The organism is Aurantiacibacter sp. D1-12, assembly GCF_028858515.1.
In the GTDB taxonomy this organism is placed as follows: Bacteria; Pseudomonadota; Alphaproteobacteria; order Sphingomonadales; family Sphingomonadaceae; genus Alteraurantiacibacter.
In genome coordinates this window covers 204,416-223,921 of sequence record NZ_JAPJZJ010000001.1, presented here as the reverse complement: position 1 = coordinate 223,921, position 19,506 = coordinate 204,416, and the positions used below count along the sequence as shown (strand labels likewise).

The following is a 19,506-nucleotide window of genomic DNA, read 5'->3' as shown; positions in this document are numbered from 1 at the left end:
CGCTTAGGGGCGCAGCGCCCTTGCCGCAATCGCTTTAACGCCTGCTGTCGAAGTTTACGAAGCCTTAAACGGTCATGCTTAACAGAAGCCTATCCTGGCCCACTCAAAGGCCGATTTGCGCGGAGTGTGCGTGGTTAAACTGATCATCCAGATCCCCTGCCTTAACGAGGCGGAGAGCCTGCCTGAAACGCTGGCGCGCCTGCCGCGCCGGATCGATGGCGTGGATGTGATCGAATTCCTCGTGATCGACGATGGCAGCAGCGATGATACCGCGAACGTCGCCCGCCGCCATGGCGCGCATCACGTGGAGACACATCGCCGCAACCGCGGCCTTGCCGCAGCTTTTCGCTCGGGCATCGACAAGGCGCTGGCCGAGGGCGCAGACATCATCGTCAACACCGATGGGGACGGGCAGTATGAAGGCGCGGATATCGCTGCCCTGGTGACGCCGGTAGTCGAAGGCCGCGCAGATATCGTGATCGGCGATCGCGGTGTTGCCGATAACGCCCATTTCTCCGTTCCCAAACGCCTGATGCAGCGCATTGGATCAGGCGTCGTACAATCGCTCGCCGGGACGAAGGTGACCGATGCCGTCAGCGGTTTCCGTGCGATCAGCCGCGATGCAGCGCAGCGGATCAATATCACCACCGAATTTTCCTACACCACCGATATGCTGATCCAGGCCGGGCGCAAGCGCATGGCGATCCTGACGGTGCCCGTGCGCACGCACGCCGCTGTCCGCCCCAGCCGGCTGTTCAAGTCGATCCCGCGCTTCATCTCGCAGACCGGCATCACGATGATCCGCGCCTTCACCGCTCACAAGCCACTGCGCGCCTTTGTCGGCACGGGATCACTCATCGCCTTTATCGGACTGCTGCCGATCCTGCGGTTCCTGTGGTTCTTCGCCCAGGGTGACGGGACGGGACATATCCAGTCGCTGGTCATCGGCGGCGCATTGCTAGTGCTCGGAACGCTCGTCGCGATCATGGGCATGGTGGCAGACCTTGTTGCCGCGAACCGCAAGCTGATCGAGGAAAACCTGCGCCGCACCCGAGCGCTAGAGGATCGCATTGCCGAGCTGCAGTCCGATGCCCCCGCCAAGCAGGAGCGCAAGCGACAGGACGCTGCGTGACCAACGCTGCCCCCACCATGCCTGCTGACACAGCCACTCCCCGCATCGCAGCCGCGACGTGGGTGAAGCTGGCCATCGTCGCGGTGGCGGCACTGCAATTTGCGCAAGTCTTTACCCGATCGATCAACTGGGACGAGTTCGGGCATTACAACCATATCGTTCAACTCCATGCAGGCACTCTGCCGCAGGTCCTGCAACGCTTCCACGCCTTCGCCTACAGCTGGGTGACCGCCCTGCCCGGCAGCCCGATTGACCACATCATCGTGATCCGCCTGTTCATGTTCGCTTGCGAAATGGTGGCCCTGGCAGCGATAGTCGGCATTGCGGCGCGCTTTGCGGAGCGCACCCCCGCATTGCTTTGCGGCCTCGCCTACATTTCATTCAGCTACGTGTTCCAGCACGGTGCATCCTTCCGCTACGACCCGCCACTCACCGCTGCGCTTATGGGTCTACTCTGGCTGTTCTTGAGCGCAAGGCTGGATGCAAAGGTGATTGTCGGCGCCGGACTGCTCGTCGCGCTGCTTCCGCTTATTTCGATCAAGGCTGTGCTTTACGCGCCTGCTTTTGCCGGGGTCGCCTACCTACGCTGGGCAGATGATGGGTTCACCAGCCAGACACCTCTGAGACTTGCGGTCATCGGGGCTGTGGCGCTTGCGGCATTCGCAGCCCTGTTTGCGCTGCTTTCACAGTGGATTGCAGGCCCTGCCGGAGCAGAGGACACTGCGACCACCAGCCGCGCCGCTGGCGCTGTCTTCACCTTCTTCGACAATCCCAACTGGAGCCGCATTTTGCGTGCGGCGACAACAAATCCGCTCGTCACGCTGGTGGTGGCAGCCTTCCCCTTCGTCATTGCCAAAGCAGAAAGGCGGCCGGCCGAGAAGCTCGCGCTGGGAGGACTGTTCACGGTGGCGCTGACGCCGATTATCTACGTCAATACAGCACCCTACTACTTCGTCTTCATGCTCGCACCCGTGCTGGCCGCCTGTGGGCCGGTGATGAGTGCAGCCCTAACACGCCTTTCCGCACCGCTGATCGCAGCAATCCTCTGCGCAAGCACCGTTGTGACGCTGATCACAGAAGAGCCTAGCCCGCTCGATCAGCAACGTGCGCTACACGAGGTGACGATCGCCACTTTCGGCGACGAAGTGCGCTACTTCGACTTCCCCGGCTTCCTGGGTACGCGAGGCAAAGCCAACCCCTTCATGTCGCCCCTGACAGTGATGATCCACGATAATGCCGGTCTGACAATGATCGAACCCGCCATGCAGGCAGAGCCTGTTCCGCTGGTGATCGAAAACAACTTTATCCTGACGTCTGTGCTCACGGATCGCGAAGACGTGTGGCTTGCGCCTGAAGACCGTGCCGCGCTGCAAGGCAACTATGTGCGCTTCTGGGGACCACTCTGGATCGCCGGACGCCACGTGCCTGCCGGATCGACGGTCATCTACAAAAACCTGGTCCCTGGAGCATTCACCGTCACAGGTGCAGGCATGTCGATTGATGGTGAGCTCGTTCGCGCTGGTGATACCGTACAACTAGGTCGCGGCACCTATGTACTCGAGGGCTGGCAAGCAGATAGTCGGATCATCTGGGGTGACAACATCGCACCACCTTCTGCATCCCCTCCCGAAGGCCCAATCTGGGTGCAGTTCTGATGAGTGAACGTAGTGCCCCAATCATGTTTGTCACCCGCAAATGGGCCCCAGCCACCGGCGGCATGGAGACCTATTGCCTGCGCCTGACCGAGGCTCTGGACGAGCATGGCGAGGTGCAGGTCATCGCCCTGCCCGGGCATGCAAACGGTATGCCGCCCGGTCTGCTGGCGCTGCTGTTTTTCCCCTTCACTTTCCTCGCCGCGAGCTTGCAGCGTGTAAACAACCCGCACGTCCTTCATCTGGCCGACATGGCGATTTGGCCTCTCGGACTGGTTGCGTGGCTCTGGCCCGAAACGCGACTGATCCTGTCCGCACATGGTACTGATGTGGCGTTTCACCGTCGTGGCGGCATCACAGGGACGCTCTATGGCGCCTATCTGCGTCTTGGCGCGCGGCTGCTGAACAGGCGCGCCACGATCATCGCCAATTCGCACGCCACCAGGGCTGTCACGCAGGAGACTGGCTGGCAACACATCGAAATCGTTCCGCTCGCGAGCGACCTACCCGCGCCACAAACCGCAACCTCGGGATCCCGAACGATCCTATTCGCGGGTAGGCTGGTGCGCCGCAAAGGCTGCGCGTGGTTCATTGAGAATGCCCTCCCACTCTTGCCGCAAGACATCACGCTCGACGTAGCAGGCACCGCCTGGGACGAGAGCGAGCGTGCTGCGCTGGACAATCCACGCGTCCGATTCCTCGGCTCGGTCGATCAGCGAGAACTCGCGCAGCGCTATGCTAACGCTTTGTGCGTCGTGGTGCCCAACATCGATGCCGGGAATGGCGAGTACGAGGGCTTCGGCCTTGTCGCGCCGGAGGCTGCAGCAGCAGGCGGTGTTGTTCTTGCAGCCAATCATGGCGGTCTGACTGATGCGGTTCTCGACGGGGAAACGGGGCTGCTGCTGCCAAGCGGAGATGCCGCCGCGTGGGCTTCAGCCATTGAGAGAGTTGCCAATTGGTCCGACGCGGAACGGCGTGATTTCACCGAAACTGCGACAAACCGCGCGCGGGAGCAATTCAGCTGGCAGCGCGTCGCACGCGAGACGTATGCGGCCTATGTTGAGTCTGATAGCAGTCCTGCACCCGCACCTGCGCAAAGCCCTTCCAGCACCGGTTCGTTCAAAAAGCTGCTTCTGGTACTGGCCGTGCTACTGTTCATCAGCGGATCAGTATGGTCATTCGTCTCGCTTAGCCTCGACGTAAGTGATCTCGATTTCCTAGCGTTGCTTGCGCTCACCGTACCGATGGGCCTTGTGCTGGTTGCCTACAGCGCTCTTTCACTCATGGTCCTCGCGCGCATCGCGCAGGTTCGCATGAGCTTTGTCCAAGGCATGCGCACTTCTGTTCATGCGCAGATGGCCGAAGCCTTACCCATCCCGGGCGGAGCGATTGTGCGGTCTGCGGCCCTGATTTCAGCCGGATGCTCGGTCTCCAGAGGCGCTGCGCTGATCATAAGTTCCGCCATGATGTGGATTGCCCTCGCGTGCCTTGCTGCGGGCCTGTTCATGCTTACCGCTGTTCCCGCCGCTGCATGGCCTCTGCTCCTTGGGGGCGGAGCAGTCTCGCTGGGAGCGTTTGCTTATCTCACTGCGGTAGGCGGATGGCTGAGCGCCTGGCTTGCATTGTTGTTGCGAATCTTGGGTCTAGCCCTTGCTTCGGTGAGGCTGTGGCTGGCGTTTGCCGTCCTCAAGGCCATTCTGCCGCTCTCAGCCACGTTCCCCTATGTGTTGGCAGCCATTGCAGGCTCTGCGTCTTCGATTGCCCCCGGCGGGCTCGGCATCAGCGAGGCCCTAGGCGCGCTGATGGCAGAGACTCTGGGAAGCGCACCGCAGATCGCCTTCCTTGCAGTAGCCATCAATCGCATCTCACAATTTCTGGGGACTGCCTTGCTGGCGCCATTCGTCGAGCTCAAATTCCATTCTACTTCCAAGGTCGCCGTCCATGACTGATAGCCTGTCCTTGCACAGCGGCGACTATGTCGAGCGCTACAACCGCAAACCGCTCGATCGGGTGCGAAACCTTGTCAGCATGATGGACATATCAAGTGACACGCGACTCGCCGATTTCGCCTGTGGTAACGGCATGCTACTGCACGCTTTAGGGGACCGTGAAGGCACCTATGAGGGTGTCGATTTCTCCGCCGATTTCATCGATTCCGCCAATGCCTGGGCAGAGCGTGAGGGCCGGAAGAACTACCGTTTCCACTGCGCGGATGTTGTCGACTTTTGCGGCGAGCATCAGAAACAGTTCGATGTCGCCTGTACGCTCGATTTTTCCGAGCACGTTAGTGATGCAGAGGCGGTGCCGATCTATGCCGCTATCCGGAGTGCGCTAGCGGACGGCGGAAAACTCTACCTCCACACTCCCAACGCAGCGTTCTTCCTTGAGCAGGCGAAAGACAAGGGCATTATTGCACAGTTTCCGGAGCATATCGCGGTCCGCGATGCCAAGGACACGGTTGCAATGCTGGTGGCAGCGGGTTTTCCCGAGGCGGGGATCACGGTGCGGTACATTGCCCATTACAATGTGCTGCGCTTTCTCCACCCGCTTTCGCACCTGCCTTTTCTGGGAAAATGGCTGCAGGCGCGGTTGCTGATCGAAGCCAAGGTCTGACGACGCAACTTTTTTGTCGAGAATGGTGAACGCGCGATTCAGGAATTGCCTGCTCCCATCCGAAACAGACCGGCAAAAATGCAAAAGGTTTGCGAAATATTTACCAAACTCGGCGACACCGTTCTTCAACTTGGCGGGTATCCCTATTGAGATCCGCATCGTGGGATGAATTGAGAGGCATGGAATGAGCGCTTTCGGACGCAAGAACGGACCTGGCGGCATGAACAAGGGCGCACGCCCGAGTTTCGGCGTGGCCAAGCCTATGCGTGGTGGCGGCGGTGCCGCTCCTGAAGCCGACAAGGCTGCAGACGCCGGCGGCGAGCAGTTCCCGCCCGTCCCTGCCGAAGGCACCCCTGTCGCAAGCCCAGGCGCCGACAAGAACGCAGATGCGCTTGATCGCCTGCAACAGCGTTCCGATGCAGTGCACGAAAAGCAGGAAGTTGGCGGGTTTGAAGCCAGTGTCCACAAGATCAAGGAACAGGTGCTGCCGCGCCTGCTCGAACGTGTCGATCCGGAAGCGGCTGCAACGCTCTCCAAGGAAGAGCTGAGCGAGGAATTCCGCCCGATCATCATGGAAGTGCTCGCCGAGCTGAAGGTCACCCTGAACCGCCGCGAGCAATTCGCGCTGGAAAAGGTGCTGATCGACGAGCTGCTCGGCTTCGGTCCGCTCGAAGAGCTGCTCGGCGACCCCGACGTGTCCGATATCATGGTCAACGGTCCCGACCAGACCTATATCGAAAAAGGCGGCAAGCTGGTTGTCGCACCGATCAAGTTCCGCGACGAGGCTCACCTTTTCCAGATTGCCCAGCGCATTGTGAACCAGGTCGGCCGCCGCGTCGACCAGACCACGCCGCTGGCCGACGCCCGTTTGAAAGACGGCTCACGTGTGAACGTCATCGTTCCCCCGCTGTCGCTGCGCGGCACCGCGATCTCTATTCGTAAGTTCTCCGAAAAGCCCATCACGCTCGACAACCTTAAAGGTTGGGGCTCGATGGACGAGAAGATGTGTACCGCGCTGAAAATCGCCGGTGCGTGCCGGATGAACGTGGTTATCTCGGGCGGTACGGGTTCGGGTAAAACCACCATGCTCAACGCCCTGTCGAAGATGATCGATCCGGGCGAGCGCGTGCTGACGATTGAAGACGCCGCCGAGCTTCGCCTGCAGCAGCCACACTGGCTGCCGCTGGAAACCCGTCCACCGAACCTTGAAGGCCAGGGTGCCATTACCATCGGCGACCTTGTGAAGAACGCCCTGCGTATGCGTCCTGACCGCATCATCCTGGGTGAGATTCGTGGCGCTGAGTGTTTCGACCTTCTCGCCGCCATGAACACCGGCCACGATGGCTCCATGTGTACGCTCCACGCCAACTCACCGCGTGAGTGCCTGGGCCGTATGGAAAACATGATCCTGATGGGCGACATCAAGATCCCGAAGGAAGCCATTTCGCGCCAGATCGCTGAATCGGTTGATCTGATCGTGCAGGTGAAGCGTCTGCGTGATGGTTCGCGTCGTACGACCAACGTCACTGAAGTGATCGGCATGGAAGGCGACGTGATCGTGACGCAGGAACTGTTCACCTTCGAATACCTCGATGAAGGTGATGACGGCAAGATCATCGGCGAGCACCGCTCGTCCGGTCTGCGCCCCTATACGCTCGAAAAGGCCCGCCAGTTCGGTTTCGACCAGGCTTATCTTGAGGCGTGTTTGTAATTTGTCGCATAAAGCCGCCTCCGCGGCTTCGTCCTCGGCGCTTTCGAAAAACAAACTAGCCCTTCAACCAGCCGACCGCGCCGTAGGCCAATAGTGCCAACCCGGCAAAGGTGCTGAGCGCGATGATGTCACGCCAGGGCATGATCCCGACTGCATCGGGATCCTTGCGGCGCGAGCGTCGTCTGTCACCGATTATGGCAATGCCCGAAATCAGCAGCAATGCTCCACCTGCCAGCGCGTAACGGGTGGCATCGCTCGCAAGCAGAATGAAATTGGGCCAGTGCATGTCGCGCGATATGGCGAGCGCACATTGTAACGACAATAGTTGATCTGCGACCACTCTGGCCTATGGCCATTCGCGTGAGCGAAGATGCAACCGACAGGCCATTAATGGCGCTTGCCATCCGTTTGTTCGGCATCGCCGGATTCGCCCTGATGGCAGCGCTGATAAAGCTCGCTTCCGAAAGCGGCGTCCATCTGCTCGAAATCGTCTTCTGGCGGCAGGCTGTATCGCTACCCCTGCTGATCGGATTCGCCCTCGCCACGGGAGGGCTCGGGCGGCTGGCTACCCAGCGACCAAGAGCCCACGCGGTCCGCGCGATTTACGGGATAGTGGGCATGGTGCTGAACTTCGGCGCCGTGGTGATGCTGCCACTCGCCGAAGCGACAACAATCGGCTTTTCCGCGCCCATATTTGCGGTGATCCTCTCCACCATCCTGCTCAAGGAAAGCGTCGGCATCTGGCGCTGGTCCGCCGTCTTAGCAGGCTTTGCCGGGATCGTGATCATCGCGCAGCCGGGCGGCGGTACCATCCCGTTGGATGGCGCGCTGGTGGCCCTTGGCGCAGCCTTCATGATCGCGCTGATCTCGATCCAGATCCGCGACCTCGGGCGGACGGACAAACCACTGGTGATCGTGTTCTGGTTCAGCCTTGCGACCGTGCTTGTCATGCTGCCCGTCTTGCTTGTTGTGCATGAACCGCTTTCCACCAGACAATGGCTTCTGATGCTCGGGGTCGGACTCACAGGTACCTGGGGACAGGTATTCATCACTGTCGCCCTGCGTTACGGCAAGGTCTCCACCGTCATCGTGATGGACTATTCCAGCCTGATCTGGGCGACGCTCTACGGTTGGTTGTTTTTTGCCGTGTTGCCAACGCCTTATCTGTGGTTCGGAGCACCACTGATCATCGCGGCTGGCATCATCATCGCCTGGAGGGAGAATGTCCTGCGCAAAGAACGCTTCGCCGCAGAACATCCTGCCGCAGGAACCTGAGGCTTAGCACTTCGTTTCTCTTCCATGACCGGGCTAGCTCTCGGTGTCGCAAAGGAATGAACCATGGCTCGTAAGATTGTTATCGCAATTACGGCTGGCGTCCTCGCACTGAGCACGACAGCCTGCAACACTGTCCGCGGCATCGCTGCCGACCTCGATTCAGCTGCAGACGCGGTCGACGACGAAACTTGAACCTTGTGCAATGCTGCACACAAGACGCCCATCAGCCCCGCTGGTGGGCGCTTCTTGTATCAGCAGCGGCGATAGACCAGCGTTAGGTTGTTCGCAGGCATCTCGTAACGCTCGGCCCGCTGGAAACCTGTTTCCTCGGCCAGAGCATCCACATCGTTGATGTGACGAATGCCCCAATCGGGATTACGCGCCTTGAGGCTTTGGTCAAACGCAAGGTTTGATGCGGCGGTCGCGGTCCCATCCTCAAAGAACGGACCGTACAGAATAAGCGGGGCTCCGCGTGCGAGCAGGTTGCCCGCGTGGTGAAACAGGCCATGAGCCGATGCCCACGGGCTGATGTGGATCATGTTCGCGCAAAAGATCGCATCGCACGCATCAATCGGCCATTGCGGATCGACAGTGAAGAACTCCAGCGGCTCGGCAAGGTTGGGCAGTCCGACCTCATCCCGATAGGCAGAGATCGAGGCAATCGCCTCTGGCTCGCAATCGCTCGGCTGCCATATCAACTGCGGAAACCGTTCCGCAAAGTAGACTGCATGCTCGCCAGAACCACTGGCTATCTCAAGTACCGTCCCGTTAGCAGGCAGTTCAAGCTCCAGGACCGTTGCAATGGGCTTGCGGTTACGCTCGGTAGCGGGTGCGTGGCGTTTCAATTGACGCGTCGCGGTCCGGCGGACGCCCGCGCACGCCGTTCGCGGATCAGGAACCAGAGGAGCAACCCCGCCGGCCCGGCCATGAACGTGAGCAAGAGCACTGGCGCCTGAACCAGACGCGAGAAATGCTTGTGATCCGCGTCTTTCGCGATCCAGATTCCGGCGAACAGATCGAAGGCAAGGTAGTGTATCCACCCGATCACGATACCGCCGTCTGAGGCGAACAGCGCGCGTACTCCGGCGATGCTGGTGAAAGTACCCCCGCCACCGCCTTCGCCCACCGGCGCCGGATCAACAAAGTCGCCCAGCACCAACCCCATCGTCAGCACATAGGCGAAGCACAGCAGGCCAACACCCGCGTAGAATACGAAAGTCTGCACCAATTGGGTTCGCGGCAGGGCGATCAGCACGATCCACATCAGCAGCGCCCAACCGTTGGCAATGGAGAAGATCGTGTCCCAGCTCATTGCGCATTCTCCTTCGCTGCGGCCTGTGCTTTCTCAAACTTGGTGATCAGCCTTTGTAGCCCCTCGTGCTCGTGAACAAACTGTCCGTCCGCTTTCTCCCACACGCATTGCAGCGCGGCGGTGGTCAGGTCGCTTGCGCGGATAGAGCGGTATTTGGTCCAGCTTCCTTGCAGGAACAGATCGGCGACAGGAGCAAGCAACCGCCCCATGCCCTCCAGGAAACGAACATCGCCCTCGCGCGTCCCGCGCAGCAGACCGGGCCGCAGCACATCGAGCCGTTTGAAATGCAGCGCCTTCAGGTCGCGCTCGACCTCTCCCTTCGTGCGCAGATAGAAGTTCTTGGTGCCCGTCTCCGCGCCGACCGATGAAACATGCACAAACCCTCGCGTTCCGGCTTCCTTGGCAGCGCGTGCTACCTGCATCACCAGATCATAATCGACCTTGCGGAACGCTTCCTGACTGCCAGCCTTTCTGATCGTCGTGCCCAAAGCGCAAATGACAGCTTCTGGCTGAATGGAAGAGACGACTTCGCCCCAGTCCTCTGTATCAGCCAGCACCAGCTCCATCCGCGCGCCCTCGGGAAACTGCATTTCCCGCCGCGCGAGACCCTGCAATACCAGCTGCGGAAGGTCTGCGGTACGCGCAATCACACTGCGCCCGACCAGACCGGTCGCGCCGACCAGCAAAACTCGTCTGCGTGGTATGGATTGATCAGCCATGCGTCACTTTACACATTGGATAGCCCTTCGGGCACCGATCCAAATATTTTCGCATATTGGCGCATCGCATACCTGTCCGTCATCCCGGCAATGAAGTCTGCGATATGGCGGCCTCGCGCGGGCTCTCCCTCCGGCAAGCGATGGACCCACTCGCCCGGCATGAGGTCTGGCTTCTGCTCGTAGGCAGCAAACAGCTGCGCGATCACGTCCTTGGCCAGGTTGGCCGTGCGCAATTGCTCTTCATGGTGATACAGCCGTTCGTACATGAAGGCCTTCAGTCGTCGTTCGCGCGCCGCCATCTCGGTAGAGAACGCGGCAATCGCCCCGCCCGCGCCACGCACCTGATCGATACTGGTGATGCCATGCAGGTTCGCCGTAGTCGTTTCGAGCAGGTCGTTCACCATTACACCGATCTGGGTGCGGGTGAACTCGCGCAGCAATTGTTCTTTGGTCGCACGCGGGAAGCGCCCTTCGACCTCGCGCCAGAGTTCGGCCAGAAAATCGAGCGAGAGCAGGTCTTCCAGATCAAGAAAACCCGCCCGCAGGCCATCGTCGATATCGTGATTGTCGTAGGCAATATCGTCCGCCAGCGCAGCGACCTGCGCCTCCAGTGAGGACCATTTGGCAAGGTCGAGCGGAAAGGCTGCATCAAGCTCTGCCATCGCCCATTTGGGCTGCGTCACAGGGCCATTGTGCTTGGCGAGCCCTTCCAGCACTTCCCAGCTGAGATTGAGCCCCTGCATGTCACAATATGGGCTGTCGAGCCGCATTATGGTGCGCAGTGTATGTCCGTTGTGATCGAACCCTCCACGCGGGGCGAGCGCGGCATCAAGTGCGTCCTCCCCCGAATGGCCGAACGGCGGATGACCCAGATCATGCGCAAGGCACAGTGCCTCGGTCAGGTCTTCGTCCAATCCGAGAGCACGCGCGATGACACGGCCGATCTGCGCAACCTCAAGGCTATGCGTCAGGCGTACCCGGTAGTGATCACCATCAGGCGCGATGAAGACCTGCGTCTTACCAGCAAGGCGGCGGAAGGCGATCGAATGGATGATACGGTCCCGGTCCCGCTGGAAGGCGCTGCGAGGGCCGCGCGCGGTATGGCCGGGCTGATCGAATTCGCGCCCGCGGCTCTTGGCGGGGTCAGCTGCAAAAGGCGCGCGGGACATGGCCATGCTGGCTAAGTCAGAGACTAAGCCGTGACAACGGGAACAGGGGGAGAACGCCGCAGAATTGACGCTTCAGAGGCGCATTTGGGCGCGATTATCCGCCGATAATCCACTTCGCCGCCGCATCGGCGTGGATACGCATGCAATCGTAGATCGGCAGAACGTTGGCATTCACATCAACGATCAGCTCCAGCTCGGTATTTGCGAGCACAATCCCCTTGGCACCGTTGCTTTCGTACCGCGTCAGCATGGATTTGAGCACACGCTCGGAATCCTTGCGCGCTTTGCCGACCATCAGTTCATCATAAATGATGCGATTGAGATCATCGACGTCGCTCATTTCAGGAGGCAACAGACGCACGCCATGTGCGATGAGCCTCCGGCGATAGAAGCTTTCCGTCATCACATTACGCGATCCGATCAGCGCTGCCTGCTCGATTCCGTCCGCCTTCATGCGCTCGCCCACACATTCGGCAATGTGGAGCATGGGCACCTCGACGCGCGCCTGCACCTCGCGATAGACCTTGTGCATCGAGTTCGCGCAAATGATGAGCTGCTGAGCCCCCGCATCGGCAAGACGGTTGGCCGCGTCGGACAGAACCCCCACCGCGCGTTCCCAGTCCTCATCGCTCTCCAGGCAATAGATCTCTGCAAAGTTGAGGCTTTCGATTAGCAAGGGAGCTGACGCCTTCGGGTCGACCTCGCGCTGGATCTGGCGGTTGATGCGTTCGTAATAGCGGTGGGTCGAAACCCAGCTCATCCCGCCAATCATTCCAAGTTTACGCAAAGCCAAGTGCCCCCATTCCAGTTTCTCAGGTTGAGGGTAGCGAGGCTATACTAACAAATCCAGCAGGTTAACCTAGTCGAGCGCCTTCACGATTTCCTCGACCATCTTCTTGGCATCGGACAGCAGCATCATGGTCTGGTCCATATAGAACACATCGTTGTCCACACCGGCATAACCCACACCACCCATGCTGCGCTTGATGAAGAAGACCTGCTTGGCCTTGTCTACATCGAACACGGGCATGCCGTAGATCGGGCTGGACTTGTCCGTCTTCGCAGCCGGATTGACCACGTCGTTCGCACCGATGATGAAGGCTACGTCCGCCTGTGCGAACTCGCTGTTGATGTCTTCCAGCTCGAACACCTTGTCATAGTCGACCGATGCTTCGGCGAGCAGAACGTTCATGTGCCCAGGCATACGCCCTGCAACAGGGTGGATGGCGAACTTCACTTCGACACCCTTTTCTTCGAGGATATCGGTCATCTCACGCAAGGCATGCTGCGCCTGCGCTACCGCCATGCCGTAGCCGGGGATGATGATGACCTTTTCGGCCTGCTCGAGCATGAAGGCCGCATCTGCCGCGCTGCCCTGCTTGTATGGCCGCTGCTCGCGCGGTTCTCCGTCACCGCCGCCGCTGTCGTCAGCGCCAAAGCCACCTGCGATCACGCTGATGAAGCTGCGGTTCATCGCGCGGCACATGATGTAACTGAGGATCGCACCCGAAGAGCCGACCAACGCACCGGTGATAATCATTGCAGTGTTGCCGAGCGTGAAGCCCATCGCCGCTGCCGCCCAGCCCGAGTACGAGTTGAGCATCGACACAACGACCGGCATGTCCGCGCCGCCAATCGGGATGATCAGCAGGAAGCCGATGATGAAGGCGAGGACGGTAAGCGCAATGATGAATGGCAGGTTCGCTTCCATACCGGGCGTGTGCGCAAACATCGCCGTCAGCACCAGAATTGCCGCCAGCGTTCCAAGATTGATCACATGGCGCGCGGGCAGCAGGATCGGTGACCCGCTCATCTTCCCGCTCAGCTTGGCAAAGGCGATAACCGAGCCCGAGAATGTGATCGCACCGATTGCAATGCCGAGACCCATTTCGACCTTCGAAACCGGAGAGATAGCATCGCCCACCAACAGGTCAAACGCACCCGGATCGAGATAGGCAGCCCAGCCAACCAGCACAGCGGCAAGACCAACCAGCGAGTGGAAACCCGCCACCAGCTCGGGCATCGAAGTCATGGCGATCTTACGCGCAACGGTGACGCCCACGACGCCGCCAAGGAACATAGCAATCCCGATCTCGGGGAGTGTTGCCAGATCGTGCGTTACCAGTGTGGTGACGACTGCAATCGCCATACCGATCATGCCGAAACGGTTGCCCGTACGGCTCGTTTGCGGGCTCGAAAGGCCACGCAGCGCGAGGATGAAAAACACACCCGCCGCGAGGTATGCAAGTGCAACCCACGGGTTTACCGAGCCATGCGCTGCTGCACCCTCGGCCATTTCAGCGCCGGTGCCGTCAAACCAGTCAATCAATTCATTGCATTCGCGTGCAGTCATTTCCGGCGTGCATTGCTCGAGCGAGCCGCGATCTGGAGGAGCGATAGTCATCGTCACTTCTCCTTCTTCTTGTACATCGCGAGCATCCGCTCTGTGACCGCAAACCCGCCGAAGATATTGACGCTGGCGAGCACCACTGCGCCCAGCCCCAGCCACTTGGCAACATCGCTCTCGGCTTCAGCCGCGGCGACGAGCCCGCCCACAATGATCACCGAGGAGATCGCATTGGTCACAGCCATCAGCGGCGTATGCAGCGCCGGCGTAACCGACCAGACCACGTAATAGCCGACGAAACACGCCAGCACGAAGATCGAGAGGATTGATATGAAGTCCATGATTATCCCTTCAGCCTCTCGTTCACTATGGCCCCATCCTTGGTCAGCCGGATCGCATCGCCGATCTCTTCGTCGAGTTCAGGTGCTTTCCTCTCTGCATCCCAGAAGGCATTGAGGAAGTTGAACAAGTTGCGCGCGAAAAGTGCACTCGCATCGGCGGCCAAGTGCGCGGGGGTGTTAGAATAGCCCATGATCTTCACGCCATGTTTTTCTACGATCTGGTCGGCAACGCTGCCTTCAACATTGCCACCCTGCGCAACCGCGAGATCGAAGATCACGCTGCCTTGCCGCATCGTCGCAATCTGCGCGTCGGAAATGAGGCGAGGTGCTGCGCGGCCCGGGATCAGCGCGGTGGTGATGACGATGTCCTGCTTGGCGATATGCGCGCTCACCAGTTCGGCCTGCGCCTTCTGGTATTCCTCGCTCATTTCGGTGGCATAGCCGCCGCTGCCCTCGCCCTCGATCCCTTCGACGCTTTCGACGAAGACCGGCTTTGCGCCGAGCGACATGATCTGCTCCTTGGTGGCAGAGCGCACGTCTGTCGCGCTCACCTGCGCGCCGAGACGCTTGGCGGTTGCGATGGCCTGCAGCCCTGCAACGCCCACGCCCATCACAAAGACCTTTGCAGCGCTGATTGTGCCGGCAGCGGTCATCATCATCGGAAAGGCGCGTCCGTAGACATCGCCAGCAGAGATCACCGCTTTGTAGCCTGAGAGGTTGGACTGGCTGGAGAGCACGTCCATGCTCTGCGCACGGGTGATGCGCGGCATGAATTCCATCGCCAGCGCTTCGTAACCGGCATCGGCATAGGCCTTCACCCGATCAGCCTGGCCGAAGGGATCGAACACGGCGGCAACCCACGCGCCCTTCTTCGCCCCGGCAAGCGCGCTGACGTCAGGCGCCTGCACACCCATAACAATGTCAGCATCTTTCACGACAGCAGCGGCGGAGCCAAGCTCTGCCCCGGCGTCGCGAAATGCATCATCGGAGATTGCGGCACTCTCTCCAGCGCCTGTTTCAACGGCCAGCGTCGCGCCCAGAGCGCTCAGTTTCTTGACCGTTTCGGGAGTGGCGGCAACGCGGGTTTCCCCTGCTGCCTGCTCTTTAAGAACCGCTATCCGCATCCGCGAGCAATCAGGAGATCAGCACGACAATGATAGCAACGATCACCAGGATCAGCGGGATCGACCATTTCAGCATGCCGATAAAGCCATCGTACGTGCCATTTGCGGCTTTCATGTCGTGCGGATTGCCCATTGTTCTATGTTGCCCTTCTGCTTGGCGAATATGTGTTGGTCATATCTCTATCGACGCAAAGCTCCGCGCTCAAGCCCCCCGCACAAGCTTTGTAAACGCGCTTAATCGGGTCTTTACCCCTCGCTGCTACTCCAACCGCTTCACACCCGCATTGTGCGGGTCGCATAGGTGAGAGTGCATGGCCGAGGCTGAACAGCGCCTGCTGATGCTGATTGACGACGAACCGGCGCAAAGCCGGCTCATTTCCGCGCTCGCCGGGCGTGAGGGATGGCGCACACTCGTTGTCAGCGACTCGGAGACCGCAATTGCCACGCTCGGCACACGGCAGGGCATGCAGCTTTCCGCCATTATCCTCGATCAGTGGGTGCCAGGGGACCGCGCCTGCGAACTGATCGCCGAGCTCAAGGAACGCCGCCCCGCGCTGCCGATCCTGATGCTCACCACAAGCACCAGCCCGCAGCTCGCCGTAGAGGCCATGCGTGCCGGTGCTACCGATTACCTCGTCAAACCCGTCGCTCCCGACCGCCTGATGCAGGCAATGCGCAATGCGACGACGCGCGAGACGCCGCAGGACGAGTTGACGCCGCTGGCCGAGAAGTTCGATGCCGATCTCGATTTCGACGCGATGGTGGGTACCGCCACCCCGTTCCGCGACGCCCTGGCCAAGGCAGCCAAAGCTGCGCGCGGCCACGGCCACGTCCTGATCGAAGGCGAAAGCGGCACCGGCAAGGAGATGCTGGTCCGCGCCATGCATGCCGCCTCCCCCCGCGCCAAGACCGCTTTCCGCATGCTCAACATCGCCGGTGTGCCGGCAAGCAGCCTCGAGAGCGTGCTGTTCGGACACGAGAAGGGTGCCTTCCCCGGCGCATTTGACCAGCAGGTCGGCGCTTTGCAGCATTGCGACGGTGGGACGCTCGTCCTCGACGAGATCGACCGCCTGTCGATGGACCTGCAGGATCGCCTTGCCGAGGTGATCGAGACCGGACAGGTGAAGCCGCTGGGTGCGCAGTACGCCTTCAAGGTCGATGTCCGCATCATCGCCGCCTCCAACCTTCCGCTGGCAGACCTTGTCGCCACAGGGCACTTCCGCGAGAGTCTGCTCTCCGCCCTTTCGCGCACCAGCATCCTGCTGCCACCGCTTCGCCAGCGTAGCGAGGACGTGCCCGCGCTTACCCGCCATTTCCTTGGCCGCATCGGCGATCAGCCGGGTCTGCGCCCGCTGGGTATCACCGATGACGCCTTACGCCTCCTTTCCGCCTTCGAATGGCCGGGCAACGTCCGCCAGCTGCAAGCCGTGCTCTTCCGAGCTGCCGTTTTCTGCGATGGCGATGCACTGACCACCGAAGACTTCCCGCAACTCAAGGAGATCGTCGGCGAATGCGAAGCGCCTGCCACTCCGATGCGTGAGAGTGCCGGAGTTCAGCTCTACTGCGAAGACGGCAACCTGCGTTCGCTCGAGGACATCGAAGCCGACGTCATTCGCCTCGCCATCGGCCACTACCGCGGCCGTATGACCGAAGTCGCCCGCCGCCTCGGCATTGGCCGCTCGACGCTCTACCGCAAGCTGAGCGATCTGGGCATAGACAACGCTGCATAGCTTGTAGTCCCTCAAGCGCCGGGCACGCACATCCGTGCGCTTGGCTCCTCACAAAAGCTCGGGCGGCCGGTCGGCCTTGCCTCACCTTCGGTTCGGTTTCCTTGCACCTAATCTCCGTTCGTCCTGAGCTTGTCGAAGGACGTTGGCGGTGATCCAAACCTGTAGGAAAGCCCTAAGCTTCCAACCCGCCGAAGTCCGTCAACGCCGCATCCCTCAGGCCGCGCCACACGTTCCTTGCCTGCACCGTCTCGAACACATCATGCACGCGCAGCAGTTGCACGCCTGCGTCCATGCCGAGCTGTGCCAGTGTGAGCGAGCCACCTACCCTTTCGTGCGCCGCTACCTCGTTGCTCAGTGCACCGATCATACGTTTGCGGCTTGCACCCAGCAGCAACGGACAGCCGAGTGCGTGGTACATAGGCAGCGCGTTGAGCACCGCGAGGTTGTCCGCCAGCGTCTTGCCAAAGCCGATACCGGGATCGAGCACCACTCGGTCTGCCGCAATGCCAGCACCAATCGCCCGGTCGCGAGCGTCTTTGAGCATGTCGAACACGTCGAACGCTACTGCAGTGTAGTCCGGATCCGCATGCAGATCCTCACCCGTGCCCGGCGCATGCATCAGCACCACCGGCTTGCCGCTCGATGCCGCGAACTCGAGGCTGCGCGGGTCGTAGCGCAAGGCTGATACGTCGTTGATCACATGCGCGCCTACCTCCAGCGCCGCTTCCATTACCGCAGGTCGCCGCGTGTCGACACTCACAGCCGCGCCCATTGCAACGCAATGCTCGATAGCGGGGACGACGCGCTTGACCTCCTCGCCTTCCCACACTGCTTTTGCGCCTGGGCGCGTGCTCTCCCCTCCGATGTCGATGATCGCCGCACCCGCCTCGTGCATCTTCGCGGCGTGGGCCTTCATCGTCTCGGGGTCGTCCATGAACTCGCCGCCGTCGCTGAAGCTGTCCGGCGTGACGTTGAGAATCCCCATCACCTGCGGCTGATCGAGCCGGACGGTGCGCCCGCCAAGCTCCAACGGCTGGTGTACCTTGGCAAGACCCACCCACTGCGCCTCCGCCTCGCCGCCCAGCGCGTCAGGCAAGCCACCGATCACCTCGCCCATCGTCGCCTTGGTCGCGATCCGGCGAGAGGTCACCACCCCGCCCTCGCGCACCACCACCGCGAACTCGCGCGCATAGACCATGCCACCCGCCAGCCGCACCGCATCCCCCTCAACCGCCTGCGGACCGGTGACCGTAGTAATCGGCTGGATGTAGACGGACTGGCTCATGGCTTTGCTTTCAACGGGTTAGCGGGAGGGTGTGACAGGTGTGACAGTGTCCTGGCGAAGAAATTCTTAGGCAGCGATTTTGGCGCTGTTGAAGCGCGCAAACGAGCCGCAATCAAGGGGCTGGTAAAGGTCATGCACGGGATTGAGCATAGGGAGAGGATTGTAGGAAAGTGAAAGGGCAGTTTCGACACACACACACACACACACTGTCGTTCTGCTGAGGTCGGACGTTAAGCCAAACCTTGTGCAATCAGTGTTGCGGACTATTCACGTCAGAAAGCAAGCCTTCTCCTTGCGATGAACGACATCACTCTATTTTTTGGAGCTCTCGTGGCTAACGTCGATTTTTATGGGCCGCAGCTCAAAGTTGAAAGAGCGGAACATCACATTCATGCCCTAGAGGCGATTGCACGTGATTACCTTCGTCGGAATGCGCAGCGCATGCGTCCGAAGCGAAATAGGCTTGTATCAAGAAAAGAACCGGCGACTTTTCCAAGGCACACCTCAACAACACTAGGTGATGCTATCCATAATCTGCGGGTCGCTCTCGACCACGCCTACCACATTGTTGCGGAAAAAAACGGGGCCACGTTCAACCCATACCGCCGGTTCCCGTTTGGCGGGGACAAGGAGTCTCTAAAGGGCTCGCTGAACGGGTATCAAAAGCAGGGCACCACGCCAAGCAACAAAGTAATTAGAGCGATATTAGACGAAATCCAACCTTACCCTTCAGGTGCCCTAAATCTGTATGGTCTGCATCAACTCGACATCACTGACAAACACCTCGTCTTGATTCCTACAAGCGCGTTCCTCGGAGGCGGAATTACGATAGAGTTGCTTGATGCATCGGGGTTACCAAGCGGGCGCAAAGTTACAATAGACGGGCATCTAGGTATGCCGGAGCCCGGAAAAGGTCAGGAATTCTTTAATTTTGGTCCTCATGGGGCCGTGTGCCGAGGTGATCTTCGAGAAGCTTTGAAGATTTGTTTTGGTGACGGACAGCCTTTTGAAGGTAAGGAAGTTGTATCGACTGTTCGCAAGTTACACGCATCAGTCTTAAGAGCACTCAGTATCTTACAAGACGCAGCGAACTGAA

19 protein-coding genes are annotated in these 19,506 nt (G+C 60.2%); 9 read left to right on the top strand and 10 right to left on the bottom strand.

Features of this window, described 5'->3' with window-relative positions:
• Positions 1–130: 130 nt before the first annotated feature.
• The 5 genes from OOZ52_RS01190 (at position 131) to OOZ52_RS01170 (ending at position 7,108) form a co-directional block, all read left to right on the top strand.
• Positions 131–1,132: a glycosyltransferase family 2 protein gene (locus tag OOZ52_RS01190; RefSeq protein ID WP_274696655.1), complete on the top strand. Its 1,002-nt coding sequence runs from the start codon at positions 131–133 to the stop codon at positions 1,130–1,132.
• Positions 1,129–2,787, top strand: a complete 1,659-nt coding sequence (locus OOZ52_RS01185; RefSeq protein ID WP_274696654.1) for a hypothetical protein — start codon at positions 1,129–1,131, stop codon at positions 2,785–2,787. Before OOZ52_RS01190 ends, OOZ52_RS01185 begins: the two co-directional genes overlap by 4 nt.
• Positions 2,787–4,733 carry a glycosyltransferase gene (locus tag OOZ52_RS01180; RefSeq protein ID WP_274696653.1) on the top strand — a complete coding sequence of 649 codons (1,947 nt, stop codon included), beginning with the start codon at positions 2,787–2,789 and terminating at the stop codon, positions 4,731–4,733. Before OOZ52_RS01185 ends, OOZ52_RS01180 begins: the two co-directional genes overlap by 1 nt.
• Positions 4,726–5,397, top strand: a complete 672-nt coding sequence (locus tag OOZ52_RS01175; RefSeq protein ID WP_274696652.1) for a class I SAM-dependent methyltransferase — start codon at positions 4,726–4,728, stop codon at positions 5,395–5,397. Before OOZ52_RS01180 ends, OOZ52_RS01175 begins: the two co-directional genes overlap by 8 nt.
• A 184-nt stretch (positions 5,398–5,581) precedes the next feature.
• Positions 5,582–7,108: a CpaF family protein gene (locus OOZ52_RS01170; RefSeq protein WP_274696651.1), complete on the top strand. Its 1,527-nt coding sequence runs from the start codon at positions 5,582–5,584 to the stop codon at positions 7,106–7,108.
• 55 nt (positions 7,109–7,163) lie between these two features.
• Here OOZ52_RS01170 and OOZ52_RS01165 read toward each other — a convergent pair whose 3' ends face one another.
• Positions 7,164–7,394 (bottom strand): hypothetical protein, encoded by a 231-nt coding sequence (locus OOZ52_RS01165; RefSeq protein WP_274696650.1) that lies wholly within the window; start codon positions 7,392–7,394, stop codon positions 7,164–7,166.
• Between the two features lie 74 nt (positions 7,395–7,468).
• Between OOZ52_RS01165 and OOZ52_RS01160 the strand changes: the two genes are divergently transcribed.
• Positions 7,469–8,383 (top strand): DMT family transporter, encoded by a 915-nt coding sequence (locus OOZ52_RS01160; protein WP_274696649.1) that lies wholly within the window; start codon positions 7,469–7,471, stop codon positions 8,381–8,383.
• 63 nt (positions 8,384–8,446) lie between these two features.
• Positions 8,447–8,575 (top strand): hypothetical protein, encoded by a 129-nt coding sequence (locus tag OOZ52_RS01155; RefSeq protein WP_274696648.1) that lies wholly within the window; start codon positions 8,447–8,449, stop codon positions 8,573–8,575.
• 59 nt (positions 8,576–8,634) lie between these two features.
• Here OOZ52_RS01155 and OOZ52_RS01150 read toward each other — a convergent pair whose 3' ends face one another.
• The 8 genes from OOZ52_RS01150 to OOZ52_RS01115 all read right to left on the bottom strand — a co-directional run bounded on the left by OOZ52_RS01150 (position 8,635) and on the right by OOZ52_RS01115 (position 15,395).
• Entirely contained in the window at positions 8,635–9,228 is a 594-nt protein-coding gene (locus OOZ52_RS01150) for a DUF938 domain-containing protein (RefSeq protein WP_274696647.1), read from the bottom strand.
• Positions 9,225–9,695 (bottom strand): ABA4-like family protein, encoded by a 471-nt coding sequence (locus tag OOZ52_RS01145; RefSeq protein WP_274696646.1) that lies wholly within the window; start codon positions 9,693–9,695, stop codon positions 9,225–9,227. The genes OOZ52_RS01150 and OOZ52_RS01145 overlap by 4 nt, the downstream gene beginning before the upstream one ends.
• Positions 9,692–10,414 carry an NAD(P)H-binding protein gene (locus tag OOZ52_RS01140; protein WP_274696645.1) on the bottom strand — a complete coding sequence of 241 codons (723 nt, stop codon included), beginning with the start codon at positions 10,412–10,414 and terminating at the stop codon, positions 9,692–9,694. The genes OOZ52_RS01145 and OOZ52_RS01140 overlap by 4 nt, the downstream gene beginning before the upstream one ends.
• Positions 10,415–10,422: 8 nt before the next feature.
• Positions 10,423–11,583, bottom strand: coding sequence for a deoxyguanosinetriphosphate triphosphohydrolase (locus tag OOZ52_RS01135; protein WP_274696644.1), 1,161 nt, complete (start codon positions 11,581–11,583; stop codon positions 10,423–10,425).
• A 94-nt stretch (positions 11,584–11,677) separates the two neighbouring features.
• Positions 11,678–12,370 (bottom strand): aspartate/glutamate racemase family protein, encoded by a 693-nt coding sequence (locus tag OOZ52_RS01130; RefSeq protein ID WP_274697209.1) that lies wholly within the window; start codon positions 12,368–12,370, stop codon positions 11,678–11,680.
• Positions 12,371–12,442: 72 nt separating this feature from the next.
• Entirely contained in the window at positions 12,443–13,879 is a 1,437-nt protein-coding gene (locus OOZ52_RS01125; protein WP_274697208.1) for an NAD(P)(+) transhydrogenase (Re/Si-specific) subunit beta, read from the bottom strand.
• A gap of 110 nt (positions 13,880–13,989) precedes the next feature.
• Entirely contained in the window at positions 13,990–14,271 is a 282-nt protein-coding gene (locus OOZ52_RS01120; RefSeq protein ID WP_274696643.1) for an NAD(P) transhydrogenase subunit alpha, read from the bottom strand.
• A gap of 2 nt (positions 14,272–14,273) precedes the next feature.
• On the bottom strand, positions 14,274–15,395 hold the full coding sequence (locus tag OOZ52_RS01115) for an NAD(P) transhydrogenase subunit alpha (RefSeq protein WP_274696642.1): 1,122 nt from the start codon (positions 15,393–15,395) through the stop codon (positions 14,274–14,276).
• Positions 15,396–15,706: 311 nt separating this feature from the next.
• On the opposite strand from OOZ52_RS01115, the gene OOZ52_RS01110 reads away from it, so the two are divergent.
• Entirely contained in the window at positions 15,707–17,125 is a 1,419-nt protein-coding gene (locus tag OOZ52_RS01110; RefSeq protein WP_274696641.1) for a sigma-54-dependent transcriptional regulator, read from the top strand.
• 172 nt (positions 17,126–17,297) lie between these two features.
• Here the strand turns inward: OOZ52_RS01110 and folP are convergent, their stop codons facing one another.
• Positions 17,298–18,410 carry a dihydropteroate synthase gene (gene folP / locus OOZ52_RS01105; protein ID WP_274696640.1) on the bottom strand — a complete coding sequence of 371 codons (1,113 nt, stop codon included), beginning with the start codon at positions 18,408–18,410 and terminating at the stop codon, positions 17,298–17,300.
• 297 nt (positions 18,411–18,707) lie between these two features.
• Here folP and OOZ52_RS01100 point away from each other — a divergent pair, with 297 nt between their 5' ends.
• Positions 18,708–19,505: a hypothetical protein gene (locus OOZ52_RS01100; RefSeq protein WP_274696639.1), complete on the top strand. Its 798-nt coding sequence runs from the start codon at positions 18,708–18,710 to the stop codon at positions 19,503–19,505.
• Position 19,506: the final 1 nt, after the last annotated feature.